Origin of the sequence: Curtobacterium sp. GC_Cur_3, assembly GCF_026544205.1 — a bacterium.
Lineage (GTDB): Bacteria > Actinomycetota > Actinomycetes > Actinomycetales > Microbacteriaceae > Curtobacterium.
The window spans coordinates 56806-74951 of the sequence record NZ_JALNUI010000022.1 but is presented as its reverse complement, the minus strand read 5'-3'; the positions used below and the strand labels follow the sequence as shown (position 1 = coordinate 74951).

The following is an 18146-nucleotide window of genomic DNA, read 5'->3' as shown; positions in this document are numbered from 1 at the left end:
GTGGCGCGGGCGCGCACGGCGAGCGCGGTCCGGAGTGCGAGCCGGAGCGGCCAGAGCCACCATGCCGGGTACTTCTGCGCCAGGAACCGGTAGGCACTCTCGTGGTGCGCGCGACGCATCCGCTCGGACGAGCCCTGGGTCGCGGTCCCGCCGATGTGGGTCGCGGTGGCGGCAGGCTCGTACACGTTGCGGAACCCGGCGCGGCCGATGCGCCAGCCGAGGTCGACGTCCTCGAAGTACATGAAGTACCCCTCGTCGAAACCGCCGAGCTGCTCGAAGACGTCGCGGCGGACGAGCACGCAGGCCCCGGACAGCCAGCCGGTGTCGCGGCGGACGTCGTGTGCACCGCTCTGCTGGTACCGCCGGGTCCAGGGGTTGCCCTTCCACACGTTCGCGAAGAGCGCGTGGCCGAGGCCGGTGCGGAGCGACGGGACGAGACGAGCGGAGGGGTAGACCTCACCGCTCGGCTCGAGCAGGCGCGGACCGACGGCGGCGATCGTCGGGTCGGCCGTGGCGGTCGCGATGAGGCGGTCGAGCGCCAGCGGTTCGAGCACGACGTCCGGGTTCGACACGAGCACCCACCGCACGTCCGGGTCGAGCGTGGCGACCGCGCGGTTCACGGCCGTGCCGTACCCGCGGTTGTCGCCGACCTCGAAGAACCGTGCGGACGCCGCCTCGGTGATCCGGCGGAGGTCCTCGGCGTCGGCGGAGTCGTTGTCCGCGACGACGACCTCGACCGGTCGTGCGCTGGCGTCCGCGGTGGAGGCGAGGAACGGCGGCAGGACGTCGGCGGAGCGGTACGACACCGTGACGATCGCCGCGCGGTCGCCAGCGGCGCTGACGCGGTCGCCAGTGGCGCCGACGCGGTCGCCGGTCGTGCCGTCGCCGGTCCCGGTCCCGGTCCCGGTTCCGCCGGTCATGCGAACACCTCGAGGTGCACGCGTGCGCAGGCCGCCCAGGTGAAGCCCGCGGCGCGGGTGCGGGCCCGCCCGGTGCGTTCCGCGCGGACGGCGGGGTCCTCGGACAGCAGCCGTTCGAGCGCGGCACGGATCGGTCCGGCGTCCGGTTCGGTGTAGGTCACGGTGTCGCCGCCGACCTCGGGGATCGCGAGCCGGTCGGTGGTGAGCACGTCGGCACCGGAGGCCATCGCCTCGAGCACGGGGAGCCCGAAGCCCTCGGCGGTGCTCGGGTAGACGACCACGCGGGCGCCGCCGAGGAACGCCCGGAGTTCCTCCACCGGCAGGTACCCGAGGTGGCGCAGGGGAGCGCCGGGTCGGTCGCCCGCGGTCTCGAGTTCGCGCCGGGCGACGTCGTCCCAGCCGAGTCCGCCGGCGACCAGGAGCGCCGGCACGGGTCCGGTCGCAGCGTCACGCAGTGCCCGGTGCGCCGCGATGAGCTCCGGGACGCGCTTGCGGGGTTCGACCGTGCCGAGGAACGCGATCCACTCGGTGTCGTCAGCGACCTCGTGCGCCTGGCGGAAGGCCTGGACCTCGGCGTCGGTCGGCACGTGGAACAGCGCCGGGTCCACCCCGAGGTGCGCGACGACGGTCGCCCGACGCGCGGGGCCGGCGAGCCGGTCGAGCTCGGTCACGGTGGCCGCGCTCGGGGCGACGGTCGCTCGGCTCAGGCGGCGGGCCAGCCGCGTCCAGGTGCGGAAGAACAGCACCTTGAGCCGCGAGTGCGCCGCCGGGTCGCTGAAGAAGGTCGCGTCGTGCAGCGTGACGACGGTCCGGGAGGCCCGGATCACCGGGAACGTGTAGTGCGGGCTGTGCAGGACGGTGGCGTGCACCCGCCGGGTCAGCACCGGCAGGCCGACCTGCTCCCACACCAGCCGCAGCGGGCGCGATGCGGTCCAGCCGGGAGCAGCGTGGTACCGGTGCGTCGGGGCGAGCCCACGGAGCCAGGCCACGTCGCCGCGCTTCGCGACCACGTCGACCTGCACGTCGAGCTCGGCGAGCCCGGTGAGGAGCCCGGCGATGTACCGGGCCACCCCACCGCGGTTCGGCGGGACCGATGTGGCGTCCACCAGCACCGGGAGTTCCTGCAACGTCAGCCCTTGATCTGGCGTTCGGTGGTCGCGGTCCAGGCGATGCCCGACTGCGTGTCCTCGTCGACGACGACGAACCGTGCGGCCTCGCGTTCGATGACGATGTGCTCGCCGTTCGGCTTGGCGAGGAACACGTGGACGAAGTACTGGCCGCCGCCGAGCCGCAGGTCGCGCAGGTGCCACTCGACGGTCGCCGTCCCACGGAGCGGGTCGTGCCGCGCCTGGGTCTGGCGGCTGTCGATGCCGAAGGCCGGGTTGCCGAGGTGGTTCTCGATCTTGATGCCGGCGCGCCACTCGGGCAGGACGTCGGTGTGCGAGAACGTGGCGCGGATGACCAGGTCGTCGCCGTGGTGGTGCTCCGCACCGGGGGCACGACCGGGGATCTCGAGCTCGACGTGCTCGACCTTGCCCGGGTTCGCGTCCTCTTCCGGGTGGGCGGCCTCGGCCTCGGCGATGCGGCGACCCTCGAGGATCTCGCGGAAGTTCTTCACGGCGAGACGGGCGGAGCCCTGGAACTTGACCTCGCCGTGGTGCAGGACGACCGCGGAGTCGCAGAGTTCCTGCACCTGGCCGAGGGAGTGCGACACGAGGATGATCGTGCGGCCCTGCGCCTGGAACTCACGGATCTTGTCGAGGCACTTCTTCTGGAACTGCTCGTCACCGACGGCCAGGACCTCGTCGACGAGCAGCACGTCGGGGTCGGTGTTGATGGCGACCGCGAAGGCGAGTCGCACGTACATGCCGGACGAGTAGAACTTCACCTGGGTGTCGATGAAGTCGCCGATGCCGGAGAACTGCAGGATGTCGTCGAAGCGCTCCTCGGTCTCCTCCTGCGTCTGGCCCAGGATCGCGGCGTTGAGGTAGACGTTCTCGCGCCCGGTCAGGTCGGGGTGGAACCCGGCGCCGAGCTCGATGAGCGCGGCCAGACGACCGCGGCGTTCAACGGACCCGGTGGTGGGCTCGAGGATGCCGCCGATGGTCTTCAGCAGCGTCGACTTGCCGGAGCCGTTCGGGCCGAGGAGCCCGATCGTGGTGCCGGCGGGGATGTCGAGGCTGATGTCCTTCAGGGCCCAGAAGTCCTCGCTGTGGCGACGGCCGGCGCGACCGAGGGTCACGACGCGCTCCTTGAGCGAGTTGTCCTTGCGGATCGTGAAGCGCTTGGAGACGTTCTTCACGGTCACGACGGCGGGGGCGTCGGAGAACGGCGACCGGGTCTCCTGGGCGAGTGCGTTGTCGATGCTCATCGGGTCAGATCTCCTGGGCGAAGTTGCCCTGCAGCTTGGCGAACACGCGCTGGCAGAGCAGGAGTGCGATCAGCCCGGCGACACCGACGACCGCGAGACGGATCAGCAGGTGCGACGGGTACTCGGAGTCGGGTCCTGCGGTCCAGAACGCCCGGTGGAACCCGAGGACCGCGAGGGTGATCGGGTTGGCGGTGTAGATGTTCAGCAGCCACTGCGGTGCCGCGTTCGCGACCTGCTGCCAGCTGTAGACGATGGGCGAGGCCCACATCAGCAGGAGCACCAGGACCTCGACGAGGTACTGCATGTCGCGGAGGTACACGTTGGCGGCGGCGAGCAGCAGCGCCAGGGCCGTCGCCCAGATCAGGATGACGAGCGTCGACGGGAAGAAGTACAGCAGGTCGAGTCGGATCCATGCGGTGCCGCTCTGCAGGATCGTCGCCACGAGGAGCACGACGAGCTGCACGCCGAAGTTGAACAGCGCGGCTCCGACGCTCGCCAGCGGGTAGATCTCCCGCGGGAGGTAGATCTTCTTGATGAGGCCGGCGTTCGAGACGATCGACGCCGTGCCCGCTGCCACGATCTCGCTGAAGAGCCCGTAGAGGGTCAGGCCGGCGAACACGTAGACGGCGAACTCGGGGATGTTGCGGGATGCCCCGAGGATCTTGCCGAGCACGAAGTAGTAGATCGCGAGCTGGACGAGCGGACGGATCAGGGTCCATGCGAAGCCGAGTGCGCTGTCCTTGTACCGCGACTTCAGGTCACGACGGATCAGCAGGTCGAGCAGCTGTCGGTGCGCGACGATCTCGCGGACCGATCCGACGACTGCCGTGGCCGGACGGCCGGCCGGGACCATCCGTTCCTGCCGGAGGCGGTCGAACCGCTCGGTGACGATGTTGCTCAAAGGGGGAGTCCTCACATTTCGACGCGGGCGACGGTCACTGTACCTCGGCGACCGGGGACGGCCGCCGGACGTCAGCGCCCGTTCTTGCTCTCGCGCATGATGCGCGCGCGGTTCTGCACCTTGTCGCGGAGTCCGGAGACGCCGTTCTCACGCAGGTACCACGCGGCGAGACGGACGTCGCGGGTGACCCCGTGGCGGCTGTTCGCGATCTGGTGGAACCGGAGTTCGCGGGCGCGTGCCGGGCTCAGCGCGACCCGGGGGCGGCTGCCGGCCGAGAGCGACCCGGCCGGGACGGCGGCGTCGTGGGCCCGGTCGGCGGCGACCTGCGGGTCCTTGCAGAACTCCACGAGCGGGGCGAGCGCACGCTCCCACGTGAAGTCCTCGCGGACGCGGCTGACGGCGTCGCGGGCGGCCTGCGCTGCCTCGGGGTCGTAGAGCATCGACTCGAGCGCGGCGGCGAGGCCGTCGACGTCGCGCTCCTTGACCGCGACGCCCATGCCCTCGGCCCCGACGAGGTCACCGAAGCTGTCGCCGTCGGTGGTCACGATGGGCAGGTTGGCCCACATGTAGTCGAGGATGCGCGTGCGGAACGAGAAGGTGGTCTCGATGTGGGCGAAGTGCGTCGAGACGCCGGCGTCCGCCTCGAGCAGGTAGTTCTGGCGGTCGTCGAGGGCCACCCACTGCTCGTTGAAGAAGACGTGCTTGTTCGTCAGGCCGAGCTGGTCGCTGATCCGACGGGTCTCGGCGACGATCGCCATCTCCGGCACGTCCGGGTTCGGGTGTGCCACGCCGAGGAAGAACAGGCGGATGTCGTCGTGGGTCTCGGCGACCTTGGCGATCGCGCGGACGAGCGACGGGGTGTCGAACCAGTTGTAGATGCCGCCGCCCCAGATGACGACCTTGTCGTCCTTCCCGATGCCGGGCGTCACGCCGCGGATGGCGTTGCGCTCGTGCTTCGGCGGCGTGGAGTCCATGCCGAACGGCGCGATCGAGATGAGCTTCTTGAGGTTGTCGTCGGCGAGGTAGTTGTCCGGGTTGACCCGGCCGACCCCCGCGAGCTGGCCGAGCCAGAACAGGCGCTGTCGCTCCGAGGCGCAGAGGAAGAAGTCACCGCGTTCGAGCTGGCGGTTGATCACCTCGGTCGTGGAGGTCACCTGGTTGCGCCACCCGACGTCGCCGTTGTCCCGCGCCTGCTCGAGCTGCTCGAGGTGCATCGGGTCGTACAGGTCGACGACCATGATCTTGTTCGACTGCTGCAGCGTCTGGAAGTGGTGCAGGGCGTAGCCCTGGAAGAAGATGACGTCGGCCCACTCCTCGTGCTCCCGCATGGTGCGCTCGTGCTGGAGCGGCACCCGGGACACGGAGAAGGCGTCGGACTTGCGGTTCGCCACGTTCCACGTCACGAGTCGGACGTCGTTGTGCTCGCTGAGGGCCTCGGCGATCTTCCACGCGCGCATGCCGGGGCCGGCCATCTTCTCGCCGAGCGCGTCGCCGGTGATGACGAGCACGCGGGTGCGGTGCATCGGCTGCTCGACGTCGAAGGCCTCGATGATCGCCTGGTAGCCCTCGAGGAAGTAGCCGTCCTCGAACAGCGGCTTGAAGGCGTCGCCGAACAGGCGGAACACCTCCTTGTCCGTCTTGACGCGCTGCCCCTGGATGCGGCGGCGCTCCTCGGACAGGCGGGGGAGGTCCGACACGAACTGGTCGAGGGCGTAGAGCCCGGCGACGGTCTCCTTCGACATCGGGGTCGTCGGGTCGAACTCGTCCGGCGCGCCGGTGAAGCGGCGGATGTCGAACTCCTCCGAGTCGCGGCCGCTCTTGGCGATCGCGCGGCGGGCGAGGAGGGCGAGCGCGGCGGGCAGGAAGGTGCCGAGGTTCTCGTCGGAGAGGTTCTTGTAGAGCAGGTGCAGGGCGTTCCGCTCGAGCAGGTACATCTCGCGGTGGTCGCCGAACGACTTCATCGAGCCGTGGTGCTTGTGGTAGACGACCGAGCGCGGCGCGAACCGGACGCGGTAGCCGAGCAGGTTGAGGCGCCAGCCGAGGTCCACGTCGTCGTAGAACATGAACAGGCCCTCGTCGAAGCCGCCGACCTCGAGGAAGACGTCGCGGCGGACGAAGAGCGCCGAGCCGGTGCCGAAGAGCAGGTCCTGCGGTGCGTCGAAGCGGCCGTCGTCGAGCTCGGCGATGTGGTTCTTGTAGCCCATGCCGAACCAGCTCAGGCCGGACTCGACGAAGTCGATCGTCTTGCCCTCCCAGTCCAGGACCTTGCTCGCGACGGCGGCGACGCGGGGGCTCGGGGCGAAGCCGGCGACGCCCTCCTTGACCCAGTTGACGTCGGGCTTGGCGTCGTTGTTGAGGAACGCGACGACGTCGCCGGTGGCCTCGCGCGCACCGAGGTTGCTGCCGCCGGTGAACCCGAGGTTCTCGGCGGAGACGATGATCCGCACGTTGGCCTGGTCGCCGATCGCCGCACGCAGACGGGCCTCGCTGTCGTCGCCGGAGCCGTTCTCGACGACCACGATCTCGAGGCGGTCCGCCGGCCAGTCGACCTCGCTGAGGCGGGCGATGCACTCGAGGGTGTCGTCCGTCCCGCGGAAGTTGATGACGACGACGGACACGCGGGGCGCGTAGGTGGACACGGATTGACTCCATACGTCGGACGGCGGTGGTGCCCCGGAAGGCGGAAGCAACTATACCGATCGGGGTCAGGGGGCTCGGCGGACCTGGGAGACTGGGCCGCGTGGACGTCTCCGTGATCATCGTCGACTGGCACCAGCCCGCGCTGACGCGGCGTGCGGTCGAGTCCGTGTCGTCCCAGCGGCTGGACGCCACCGTCGAGGTGGTGCTCGTCGTGAACGAGGCCGACGACGCCACCGTCGCGGCCTACCGCGCGGACCACCCCGGGATCGTCGTCGTCGCCGAGCGCACGAACTCGGGGTTCGCCGGGGGCGTCGCCCGGGGCATCGCCGCGTCCTCGGGTGACGTGCTGGTGTTCCTCAACAACGACGCGGTCGCCGACCACGGGTTCCTCGACCGCGGCCTCGCGGTGCTGGCAGCCGGGGGCCAGCGCGTCGCGGCCGTCGCGGCCACCGCGGTGCTGGAGGGCCACTTCGTCCCCGTCGCACCGGGCGCGCCCCGGTCCGAGGACGACCTGGCCCGCGCCGACGGCCGTCGCTGGCGTCGCGCGGAGCCGGGACAGACCCTGGTGAACGGCACCGGGGTCGTGCTGGACCGGTCCGGCAACGGTCGTGACCGGGACTGGCTGCGTCCGCTCGAGGACGCGCCGGAGTCCGAACCGCTCTTCGGCTTCTCCGGTGGCGCGGCCTTCCTCCGTCGGAGCGCGCTCGCCGAGGTCGGCGGCTTCGACGAGTCGCTCTTCATGTACTACGAGGACCTCGACGTCGCGTGGCGCCTCCGCCTGGCCGGGTACGACGTCCGCCACGCCCCCGACGCCGTCGTCGTGCACCGGCACGCCGCCAGCTCCGGCAGCGACGGCCCCCTGGTCCGGTACCAGAGCATGCGGAACCGGCTGGCCGTCGTCGTCCGGAACGCCTCGGCCGGCATGGTCGCCCGCGTCGTGTGGCGGACGCTCGGGCGGATGGTCCGTGACCTGCTCCGACCCGGTGCCGCGCAGCTCCCGCCCGCCGCGTGGCGGCGACTCGCCCTGGAGGCCCCTGCCGTGCTCCGGCACGCCCGTCGCGCCCGGCGGGCCGACGGGTTCGACCGGGCCGCGCGCAGCCGGGTCGAGGCTGGACTGGTCGCAGCGGACTGAGCGGGCACACAGGCAGCACACAGCCGTGGCGACGGCGGACCGGAGCGGATCCGCCGGGGGTGATCCGAGCCTCCCGTTCGGGGGCCGACGTGGGGGCTGTGTGATCACTGTGGTCCAGGTAGCCTGATGTGACCCGAGTGCATCGGTCGTTCGTCAGGGGTCGACCGCTCGCGCAGAGCGCATCGCGCACGTCATCAACCCCGTCGACGCCACAAGGGAAGGCCCAACGACGTGAAGAAGGTCGTCGCCATCATCGCGAGCGTGCTCGCAGCAGCGAGTGTGCTGGTCGGTTTCCAGCTGTCCGGTCCGATCTCCGGGCAGGAGTCCGCGTCCGCGCTGAGCGGCTCGTCGTTCTCGGCGGGCAACATCATCTCGGACGCGAACTTCTACGACGGCGACGCGATGTCGGCCGCGCAGATCCAGTCGTTCCTGAGCTCCCAGATCGGCACGTGTGCGTCGAGCTCCTGCCTGAACGTCGGGAAGTTCAGCATGAACTCCCGCGGCAGCGACCCGATGTGCGGTGCGGTCACGGGCGGGTCGAACCTCTCCGCCGCGGTGATGATCTCCCGCGTCGCCGTGGCGTGCAGCATCAGCCCGAAGGTCATCCTGGTGACGCTCCAGAAGGAGCAGACCCTGGTCAACGGCAGCACCGCGCGCAACCCCTCCGCGTCCCGGCTCGAGCGGGCCATGGGCTACGCCTGCCCGGACAACGCCGGTGGGCACTGCGACCCCGCCTACGCGGGCGTCGGCAACCAGGTCTACTGGTCCGCCTGGCAGTGGAAGCGCTACGGCAACCCGGCCGGCACCACCAACTACTTCACCTGGTTCAACCCGGGTGGCACGCGGCAGATCCAGTACAACGTGCCGACGTCGTGCGGCACGAAGCCCGTCGCGGTGCAGAACAAGGCGACGGCCGCGCTGTACTACTACACGCCGTACACGCCGAACACCGCGGCGCTCAACAACCTCTACGGCACGGGTGACTCCTGCTCGGCGTACGGCAACCGGAACTTCTGGCGGCTCTACAGCGAGTGGTTCGGGTCGCCGACCGAGAACGCGAAGCCGATCGGCAGCCTCGACGCCGTCACCGGTGGCGGCGAGGTCGTGAACGTCCGCGGATGGGCGATCGACACGACCACCACCGCCGCGACGAAGGTGCACGTCTACGTGGACTCGAAGGCGTCGCAGATCATGGCGGACACGTCCAGGAGCGACGTCGGTCGCGCACACCCCGGCTACGGCAACTCCCACGGGTTCTCGTCCGCCGTCGTCGCCACGCCGGGCTCGCACAGGGTCTGCGTCTACGCGGTGAGCGTCGACGGTGCCCGGAACACGACGCTCGGCTGCGCGACGGTCACCGTCGCCAAGGCGTCCCCGTTCGGGTCGATCGACACGGCACAGGCGGTCCCCGGTGGCATCCGCGTCCGCGGCTGGGCCATCGACCCGAACGCGCAGACGTCGTCGATCGGCGTGCAGATCGCCGTCGGGTCCACGACCACCAAGCTCACGGCGAACCAGGCACGCGGCGACGTGGCCCGGGTCTACCCCGCCGCCGGTGGCGCGCACGGGTTCGACAGGGTGTTCCCGACCACGACCGGCACCCAGCAGGTCTGTGTCACCGGCGTCAACGTCGGTGCGGGCCAGGACAAGCTGCTCCGCGACTGCGTCTCCGTCCGGGCGGTCGGCTCGGTGCCGACCGGCCGCGTGGACAGCGTGACGACGACGGCGAAGGCGATCCAGCTCCGCGGCTGGGCCATCGACGGCGACACCACCGCGCCGATCAACGTGGACGTGTACGTCGACGGCGTCGGTCGTCGGGTGGCGGCGAACGTCGCCCGGTCGGACCTGGCCAGGGCCTACCCGGCCTACGGCGCGCCGCACGGCTTCACGGCCACGATCGCCGCCGCGCCGGGGCCGCACCAGGTGTGCGTCTACGCGATCAACGTCGGCGCCGGGTCCGACAACCCGACGCTGCAGTGCGCCACGGCCGAGGTCGGCAGCGCCCCCGTCGGCAGCCTCGACTCGGTGACCCCGGTCAGCGGTGGCGTCGCGGTCACGGGCTGGGCGTGGGACGCCGACACGACGGCACCCGTCGCGGTGCACGTCTACGTCGACAGCGCGATGACGCCGACCACGGCGAACCAGGCCCGTGGCGACGTCCAGCGCGCCCACCCGGCAGCCGGCGCGAACCGCGGGTTCGCGACCACCGTCGGGGCGGCCCCCGGTTCCCACCGGGTGTGTGCCTACGGCATCGACGCCAACGGCGGCACGAACACGACGCTCGGCTGCTCGACCGTCACGGTCCGCTGACCGCCGACGGGCCCCGCACCGCGAGCCGAGCGCGTCGGCGGACGGTGCGGGGACCGGCCCCTGCGGATTCCCTCACGAGGACGTCGGCGCGGATTCGCCCCGACGCGGGGGAGTCCGACATGATGACCGTCATGAGTCCCACCGCCGTCGCTCCGTTCGCCGGCGCGCGCCGGGCAGGACGGACGGCCCCCGTCTGGCTCGCCCGCACCGCCGACGTGGTGCTGCCCGTCGTCGTCGGGCTGCTCGCCGCGGCGATCGCCTGGTGCCGGCTCCCCGCCGGTGCCCGCGACACGCTGTGGGCCGAGGACGCCGCGGTCTTCCTCACCCAGCGACTGCAGCTCGGGCCGTTCGCGTCCCTGGTGCACCCGTACGACGGGTACCAGCACCTCGTCCCGCGGCTCGTCGCCGAGGTCGCCGCCGCGCTGCCCGCGGAGTCCTACGCGAGGACGGTCACCGCGCTGTGCTGTGTCGTCGTCGGTCTGGTGGCGGCGGCCACGATGGTGTTCGCGCGCGGGACCATCCGGACGACCGCCGTCCGTGCGGTGTTCGCGCTCGTCCCGGCACTCACACCGGTCGTGGCCTTCGAGGTGCTCGGGAACAGCGCCAACCTGCACTCCTTCCTGCTGTTCCTGACCCCGGTGCTGCTGCTCGTCCGCCCGCGGACGTGGACCGGCGCGGTGGCCCCCGCGGTCATCGCGTTCGTCGTCGCGGTCAGCGAGATCCAGGCCGTCTACTTCGTCCCGATGCTCGTGCTCGTCCTGGCATGGCGGAACCGGCGGGCCTGGCCGATCGGCGGCGCGCTCCTGCTCGGCCTCGGACTGCAGCTGCTGTCGGTCCTCAGCTCGTCCCGCGTCCGGACCCCCATGCACCAGGACCCGTCCGACGTCGTCACGGGGTGGTTCCTCGAGCCCGTGCTCAGCACGCTCTACCCGAAGGCCAGCTCGGCCGCGGTCCGGCTCGCGCAGGTCGGCTTCGGGCTCGCCGTCGTGCTCGCGCTCGTGTTCGTGGCCGCCGCGGCCGTCGTGCTCGTCGGGCGCTGGCGCCGCGGGGACGGACTCGGACGGCTCCGCGCACTGACCATCGCGCTCCTGGTCGGGTCCCCGCTCGTCTGGGCCGCCGGCGTCGTCCTGAACCCGACGCCGCTCATCGACTTCTCCGAGCACGGCATCACGTTCCTCGGGCAGACCGGCTACGTCCGGTACGCCGCACCCGCGTCGATGTTCCTCATCGGGCTGGTCGTGCTCGCCGCGGAACGCCTGGTCCGCGTCGGCCGCACCGTGACGACGATCGTGGCCGCGGTCGTCCTGATCGGTGTCTGCGGCGGCCTCGCCCTGCGCGCAGCACCGTCCGATGTTGCGCGGTCCGGGGCGCCCACCTGGAGCGCCGAGTTCCGGCACGGCGAGCGCGACTGCGACGGCGGAGCAGCGGACTCCCGGCTCGAACAAGCACCATGGGGGTGGGGCGTGACCCTGGCGTGCTCGACGATCCAGGACGACACCTTCCCGACCGACCCGCGCTGAGCACCAGCGCCGACCGATCCCCTGCAGAGAGAACCATGCACCAGACCCCAGCACCACGCTCGCTCGTCATCGTCCCCACCTACGACGAGGCCGAGAACGTCCACGAGATCGTCGGACGGGTCCTCGACGTGGTGCCCGCTGCGCACGTGCTCGTGGTGGACGACGGCAGCCCCGACGGCACGGGGGACATCGTCGCGGCGATGGCCGCGGAGGACGAGCGCGTGCACCTGCTCCGTCGTGCGGGCAAGCTCGGGCTCGGCACGGCCTACGTGGCGGGGTTCCGGTGGGGGCTCGAGCGGCAGTTCGACCTGCTCATCGAGATGGACGCCGACGGGTCGCACCCGGCCGACCGGCTGCCCGCGATGATCGAGGCCGTCGCCGGTGCCGACCCCGCGGACGACGTGCTGCTCGCCATCGGGTCGCGCTGGGTCCCGGGTGGCTCGGTCGTGGACTGGCCGAAGCGCCGCGAGCTCCTCAGCCGCGGCGGCAACGCCTACGCCCGGGTCGTGCTCGGCCTCGACGTGCACGACATCACCGCCGGCTTCCGGGTCTACCGCGCCGAGGCGATCGCGCGGATGGACCTGGACTCGGTCGACTCGAAGGGGTACTGCTTCCAGGTCGACATGACGCTGCGGGTGCACGACCTCGGCGGGACGATCGTCGAGGTCCCCATCGAGTTCCGCGACCGTGTGCGGGGCGTCTCGAAGATGAGCCAGGCCATCGTCGTCGAGGCGATGCTCCGCACCACGCAGTGGGGGCTGCAGCGTCGGTTCACCCGGCGCCGGTGAGGTCAGGGCGCGGGTGACGTCGACGACGGCTCCAGCACCGGGTCCGGCTCGGCTTCGCGCTCGCCTTCGCTGAGCGCTGCCCCCGCCACCACCACCGGCGTGCGGAAGAACAGCACCACGAAGGCCACGAGCAGTGCCGCCCGCCCCCAGATGCCCACGGTCATCGCCTGGAACGCCCACGTCTGTGTTCCGGCCCCGAGCGCCGTGGCGTAGGTGTTGCGGAAGAACCCGACGACGGCGCACAGGTCGGCCACCAGGTACGCGCCGATCCACCACCCGCCGACCCGCAGCACGACGAGGAACGGCAGCAGCCACAGCACGTACTGCGGCGACGCGACCTTGTTGCACACCATGTAGACGGCGAGCAGCGCCGCGGCGGACTGCAGCCACGGCGTGGTCCCGCGACGGAGCGCGAGCACGACCGTCACCACGAGCACGGCGAGGATGCCGACGGCGGTGGCTGCCGTGGCCATCGTGCCCATCGTCTGCTGGAACGGCCCGTCGAGGTCCGCCGACCTGGGCAGCAGCCCGTAGTACCAGATCGACAGCGTGGACGGACCGATCGGTCGCGCGGCCTGGAACCGGAAGACCGACAGCCACCCCTCGACGTTGACCAGCACGAACGGCAGGTTGGCGGCGAGGACCACGCCGACCCCGGTGCCCAGGGCGGCTCCGGTGCGACGGACCCGGGCGCCGAGCGGGGCGTCCCGGTCGAGCAGCGCCGCGATGGCGAGGGGCGCCAGGAACATCAGCGGGTAGAGCTTGAACGCGCCGCCGAGGCCGAACGCCGCCCCGGCGACGGCGAAGCGGACCAGGGGCGACCACGTGCTCGGTGCGCGGAGCACCACGACCAGTCCGACGACCGTGCACGCGACGGCGAGCAGGTCCCAGTTGAACGCGGCGTACAGCGCGAGCGGCGGCGTCGCGGCCCAGACCCACGCGCGTCGACCGGCGACGCGGACGAGCAGCAGCGTGACCACCACGGCGAGCACGCCGGCGACGACCCCGGTGACGAGGAGGAACCCGCGCGCGGTGTCCACGGGCAGCGCGGTCAGCCACACCCAGACCCCGGTGAGGGTCGGGTACTCGACGGTGCCGTGGCCGAGCTCGGACCCGTGGACGTACGGGAACACGTGCTCGACGAGCCCCCGGGTGTTCCAGAGCGCGGCGACGTCGGACCAGCACCCGTACTGCGACACGAAGGCGCCGCGCGGCAGGTCGGCGGGACCCGGCACCGTGCACGGCAGCTTCATCAGGACGTTGAGGGCCGTGAAGACGGCGGCCACGACGCACATGGCGACGCGCTCGAGCGTTCGGGGGTGCACCACGACACCGTAGCGGTCCATCGGGGTCAGGCCGGGTGCTCGGCGCGCGGCAGGTGGCGACGCCACGACCGGCGTCGGGCGGCGACCACGAGCACCGTGGTGAACACCATCAGACCGGCCCCGGAGAGCAGGTAGCTCTCCGCGGCGCTGGTGACCGCGAGCAGCACGAGCACGGCGGCCGGCCAGACGTAGGCGACGCCCGGGAACGTCGTCGCGGTGACCCAGGCGCGTGCGAAGGCCAGGAGCGCGGCGGCGAGCAGCAGGAGCGCACCGGCCAGGCCGATCTGCAGCCACGCGTCGATGAACGCGTTCAGGCCCGAGGTGAACCGCGCGCCGGACGAGTCGACGAAGACGGCGAACGGCAGGACCTGCTCCGTCGGCCAGGTGCCGACCCATCCCCAGCCCTGGATCGGGTGCTGCTGGATGAGCACCTGGATCTGCGACCAGAGCGTCAGGCGGGTCGCGCTCCCGCCGGCGGCGCCGATCTCGGCGAGGATCCGGTGCCGCGCCAGCACGGCCACCACCCCGACGGCCACGACGAAGACCCCGAGCACACCGTTCACCACCGGCCGGGTGCGCGGCCGCGCGTGTCGGAGGGCCCAGAGCGCCAGGGCGGTGACGGCGAGGGCGATCATCGCGAGCCCGGTGATGGGGGACTGCACGAGCATGAGCGCGATGACGGCCAACGCGGTCGACCCGATGGCCCGCCACATCGTCACCGACCGGGTGAGGAACTCGACGACGAAGGTCACCAGGGCCACCGCGGCGACGAAGCCCATGAAGTTGCGCGTGCCGCCGATGCCCTGGATCGGACCGCCGTACGCGATGTCACCGCGGATGCCGAAGCCGGGGATGGGGACGTCGAGCACCAGCCCGGACAGGACCTCGAGCCCGAGGGCCACGACGAGGAGGATGCGGAAGGCGTCACCGGCGGCACGGATCACCTGCACGAGGTCACGGCCGAGTGCCAGGTACAGCCCGAGCCCGATGAACCCGACGGTGGCCACGAAGCCGCGCAGGGCGACCCACGAGTACTCGCTCCACAGCACGCTCAGCGCGCAGTACCCGACGAACGCCAGCAGGGAGAGCGGCAGCACGCCGTGCCACTCGATGCGGTAGCGCTGCCCGAGCAGGCTGAGACCGCCCAGGACGACGAGGGTCACCAGGACCGCCCAGGTGCCGGCCGCTCCGACGAGCGCCCGCACCGTCGGCTCGCCGAACGCGAAGAGCAGCATCACGGTCGCGAGCGCCTGACTGAACCGCCCTCCGGCCGAGAACCCGATCCAGGCGGACAGGTACCGCCGCGCGAGCGCGCGCCTGGTCACCCTGCCGTCCGTCACCCGACCATCTTGGACCACGCGGCCGGTCGACCGCCCCGCGGTGCCGGTGCGTCGACATCGCGGAGCGCGATGTCTCCACTATCGTCGATCCGCTATGACACGGACGACGACGAGGCTCCGCACCGTCCTCGGTGTCATCGCGATCGCGCTGGCCGCGACGGCGACCGCGTGGGTCCGCCTGGGGCCCGTCGCCCGCGGCACCGGCTGGGCCGAGGACACCGGCCTGTTCTTCCGCGAGCACCTGGCGCTCGGCCCCGTCGGCAGCCTGTTCCACCCGTACGCCGGGTACCTGCACCTCGTGCCCCGACTCGTGGTCGACGCCGCGTTCGCCCTGCCGATCGACCGCTACGCGCTTGCCGTCTCCTCGCTCTGCTGCGCGCTGGCCGGCGTGGTCTGCGCCGCGGTGTTCGTGCTCGCGCGCGACGTCGTCCGCCCGTGGCCGCTCCGGCTGGTGCTCGCCGCCGTCCCGGTGCTGCTGCCGAGCGCACCGTGGGAGGTCACCGGGAACGCCGCCAACCTGCACACCTTCGCGCTGGTGCTGTCGCCCTGGCTCTTCACGCTCCGCCCGCGCACCCGGTGGGGCGCCGCCGCTGCCGCCGCCGCCGCGGTGCTCGTGACCTGCACCGAGGTGCAGACCGTGCTCTTCCTCCCGCTGCTGCTCGTGGCCTGGTGGCCGCGCGACGGCGACCGCCGTGCAGCGCGCCGTGCGCTGCCGATGGCGGTGGCGGCGCTCGCCGGGGGAGCCGCGCAGGTCGTGACGGCGCTCGTGACCGCCCGGGCCTCCCGCCCCGGGGACCCGGGCGTCGCCGACGTCGCCGCCGGGTACCTGTTCAGCGTGGTGGGTGGACTCGGGACGTCGCACCTCGGTTCCGTGGGCCGTGCCGTGGTCGCCCACGGCTGGGCTGTCCTGGTCGTCCCGGCCGTCGTACTGCTGGCCGTGCTCGTGGTGGCGGCGCTCCAGGGCTCGTGGCGGACGCGCGTGCTGCTCGTCGCGCTGCCGGTCGGGTCCGCCGTGGTCTGGGCCGCGGCGCTGGTCGCGAACGCGTCGGCGGACGAGCGGTGGACGACGGCCACCCCCGCGCAGCTGGAGGCCCAGACACCGTCGCGGTACGCCGCCGCCGCAGGCCTGCTCCTCACGATGGCCGTCGTGGTCGCCGCGGCCACGCTGGTGGACCCGGAGCGCCGCGCGGCCCGGCCCACGTCCGCCCCGGTGCCGGTGACCCGGTCGGGAGGCCCGGCCCGCGTCGTCCGCGCGGCCGTCGGCTGGGTCGTGGTCGCCGCCCTGGTCACGACCTGGGTCGGTGCCGCCGGTCCCGGCCCGACGACGCGCGACGGCGGCCCGGAGTGGCAGCCACAGGTCCTGCGGGCCGCGGCGTCCTGCCGTGCCGGCGACCACCCGGCGTCGGTGCTCGTCCGCTCGGTCCCGTGGGCAGCCAGCGTGCCGTGCACCCTCGTGCTGCAGGCCGACCGGTCGAGCGGGCGTCACTGAGCCGGCAGGCCCAGCAGTCCGGAGTCAGCGGCGAGCGCGCTGCCGGAACTCGCGCTTCGCCAGGGGTGTGCGGGGGCCGTCGCCGACCGACACCGGCTCCTCGCCGACCAGCACGATGCGCGACTTGACCGCGATCAGGGCGAACAGCACCCAGTTGCCCTGGTAGAGCAGCCGTGACTCCGCGACCGACTGCACCAGGAGCGCCACGACGACGAGGAGCGGCAGGAGCGACACCGGGTCGAAACGGCGTGGCTGCAGGCTGGCGTCGTAGCCGATCCGGGTGGCGCAGGACCACGAGCGGTTCAGCGTCGTCAGCACGTACACGGCGAACAGGACCAGCCCGATGATGCCCGTCTGCATCCACACGTCGAGGTACGCGTCGTGCGCCTGCAGGTAGGTGACGCCGTTGCGCGGAGCGAGGTCCGCGAGCTCGTGGATGCTCGGCCACCAGTACCCGATCCAGCCGAGGCCGAGGACGGGGTGCTCGTGCACCTGCCCGAGGACGGCCTGCCAGATCGCCCCGCGACCCGTGAAGTCCGCGCTCTTGCCGAGGAGCCCGGCCAGGACACCGCGGGACAGGACCCCGACGACCACGACGACGACGGCGATGCCGGCGATCGCGAGGTACCTGGGCGTCCGGCGCTCGGTCGGCACCCGGCGGACGACCAGGGCGGCGAGGAGCGCGAGGGCGACGACCGCGGCCGCGACCACGACGGTCGAGGAGCGGGTCAGCAGGAACACGACGGCGGCGACGACGAGCCAGCCGATCCCGCTGTTGCGTCGGATCCGGCCCTCGGCGAGCTGTAGGGCGACGGCGATCGCGGCCAGCAGGGCGACCATCGCGAGGAGGTTGGCGTTGCCCGGCAGCCCCTGGATGCGGCCACCCGTGAACAGCTCGGCGCGGGAGAAGTAGAACGCGTCCGGGATCTTCCGGTCGCCGTAGTGGGTCCAGATCGGCGCGATGGGGTGCCGCACGACGACCGCCACGACCGCCTCGAACAGCAGGGAGAGGCCGAGCACCGACCGGAACGCCAGGCTCATCGCGTCGAGCAGCCGGCGCCAGGTCAGCCCGGACGCGATCGCGAACGCGACGAGGGCGCAGAGGACCTGGGCGACGAGGCTCGCGATCGTGGCGAAGCGCCAGTGCGACCACGCCACCGAGACCAGGCACCAGGCCAGGAAGACCCACAGCGACCGCGGGGTCCGTCGGATGGTGGGTCGGGCGCGGACGACGATCGCGACGCCCCACGCACCCTCGAGCGCCCAGACCACGGCGGCGCCGTACCACGTGAGCATGTTCGGGAGGGCGTCCCCGGCGAACAGCGTGGCGAGCACCGCGGTGGCGAAGGCGAAGACCTCGCGCTCGGGAACGGTGCCGCGCGCCAGGGGCCAGGTGTTCGTCACGAGGAC

General features: G+C 72.1%; 13 protein-coding genes. 5 read left to right on the top strand and 8 right to left on the bottom strand.

The genetic code is table 11. The features are described 5' to 3' along the window. The 5 genes from OXR63_RS12830 to OXR63_RS12810 all read right to left on the bottom strand — a co-directional run. Positions 1–920: glycosyltransferase family 2 protein (locus tag OXR63_RS12830; RefSeq protein ID WP_267423846.1), on the bottom strand; the 920-nt coding region annotated here is incomplete at its 3' end. Next, complete coding sequence (locus OXR63_RS12825; RefSeq protein WP_267423845.1) at positions 917–2026, bottom strand: glycosyltransferase family 4 protein; 1110 nt, start codon at positions 2024–2026, stop codon at positions 917–919. The genes OXR63_RS12825 and OXR63_RS12830, both read right to left, overlap by 4 nt. Positions 2027–2049: 23 nt before the next feature. After that, positions 2050–3291, bottom strand: a complete 1242-nt coding sequence (locus OXR63_RS12820) for an ABC transporter ATP-binding protein (RefSeq protein ID WP_267423843.1) — start codon at positions 3289–3291, stop codon at positions 2050–2052. Positions 3292–3295: 4 nt separating this feature from the next. Next, entirely contained in the window at positions 3296–4192 is an 897-nt protein-coding gene (locus tag OXR63_RS12815; RefSeq protein ID WP_267423842.1) for an ABC transporter permease, read from the bottom strand. 71 nt (positions 4193–4263) lie between these two features. Further along, entirely contained in the window at positions 4264–6831 is a 2568-nt protein-coding gene (locus OXR63_RS12810; RefSeq protein ID WP_267423840.1) for a glycosyltransferase, read from the bottom strand. A 101-nt stretch (positions 6832–6932) separates the two neighbouring features. On the opposite strand from OXR63_RS12810, the gene OXR63_RS12805 reads away from it, so the two are divergent. The 4 genes from OXR63_RS12805 to OXR63_RS12790 all read left to right on the top strand — a co-directional run bounded on the left by OXR63_RS12805 (position 6933) and on the right by OXR63_RS12790 (position 12582). After that, positions 6933–7964: a glycosyltransferase family 2 protein gene (locus tag OXR63_RS12805; RefSeq protein ID WP_267423838.1), complete on the top strand. Its 1032-nt coding sequence runs from the start codon at positions 6933–6935 to the stop codon at positions 7962–7964. 231 nt (positions 7965–8195) lie between these two features. Beyond that, on the top strand, positions 8196–10274 hold the full coding sequence (locus OXR63_RS12800; RefSeq protein ID WP_267423836.1) for a hypothetical protein: 2079 nt from the start codon (positions 8196–8198) through the stop codon (positions 10272–10274). 131 nt (positions 10275–10405) lie between these two features. Next, on the top strand, positions 10406–11794 hold the full coding sequence (locus OXR63_RS12795) for a hypothetical protein (RefSeq protein WP_267423834.1): 1389 nt from the start codon (positions 10406–10408) through the stop codon (positions 11792–11794). A gap of 35 nt (positions 11795–11829) precedes the next feature. Continuing rightward, a complete protein-coding gene (locus tag OXR63_RS12790; protein WP_267423833.1) occupies positions 11830–12582 on the top strand; it encodes a polyprenol monophosphomannose synthase in 753 nt (250 codons plus the stop codon). A 2-nt stretch (positions 12583–12584) separates the two neighbouring features. Here the strand turns inward: OXR63_RS12790 and OXR63_RS12785 are convergent, their stop codons facing one another. After that, entirely contained in the window at positions 12585–13907 is a 1323-nt protein-coding gene (locus OXR63_RS12785) for a hypothetical protein (RefSeq protein ID WP_267423832.1), read from the bottom strand. A 26-nt stretch (positions 13908–13933) separates the two neighbouring features. After that, on the bottom strand, positions 13934–15247 hold the full coding sequence (locus OXR63_RS12780; protein WP_267423830.1) for an O-antigen ligase family protein: 1314 nt from the start codon (positions 15245–15247) through the stop codon (positions 13934–13936). 94 nt (positions 15248–15341) lie between these two features. Here OXR63_RS12780 and OXR63_RS12775 point away from each other — a divergent pair, with 94 nt between their 5' ends. Beyond that, positions 15342–16736 carry a hypothetical protein gene (locus OXR63_RS12775; protein WP_267423828.1) on the top strand — a complete coding sequence of 465 codons (1395 nt, stop codon included), beginning with the start codon at positions 15342–15344 and terminating at the stop codon, positions 16734–16736. Positions 16737–16760: 24 nt separating this feature from the next. Here OXR63_RS12775 and OXR63_RS18455 read toward each other — a convergent pair whose 3' ends face one another. Beyond that, positions 16761–18140, bottom strand: a complete 1380-nt coding sequence (locus tag OXR63_RS18455; RefSeq protein WP_267423826.1) for an O-antigen ligase family protein — start codon at positions 18138–18140, stop codon at positions 16761–16763. Between the last annotated feature and the right edge of the window lie 6 nt (positions 18141–18146).

Bases quoted from the DNA above. Each gene is read 5' to 3' on its own strand.
- OXR63_RS12820 (WP_267423843.1), bottom strand. From the start codon at position 3,291: ATGAGCATCGACAACGCACTCGCCCAGGAGACCCGGTCGCCGTTCTCC.
- OXR63_RS12795 (WP_267423834.1), top strand. From the start codon at position 10,406: ATGAGTCCCACCGCCGTCGCTCCGTTCGCCGGCGCGCGCCGGGCAGGA.
- OXR63_RS12790 (WP_267423833.1), top strand. From the start codon at position 11,830: ATGCACCAGACCCCAGCACCACGCTCGCTCGTCATCGTCCCCACCTAC.
- OXR63_RS12775 (WP_267423828.1), top strand. From the start codon at position 15,342: ATGACACGGACGACGACGAGGCTCCGCACCGTCCTCGGTGTCATCGCG.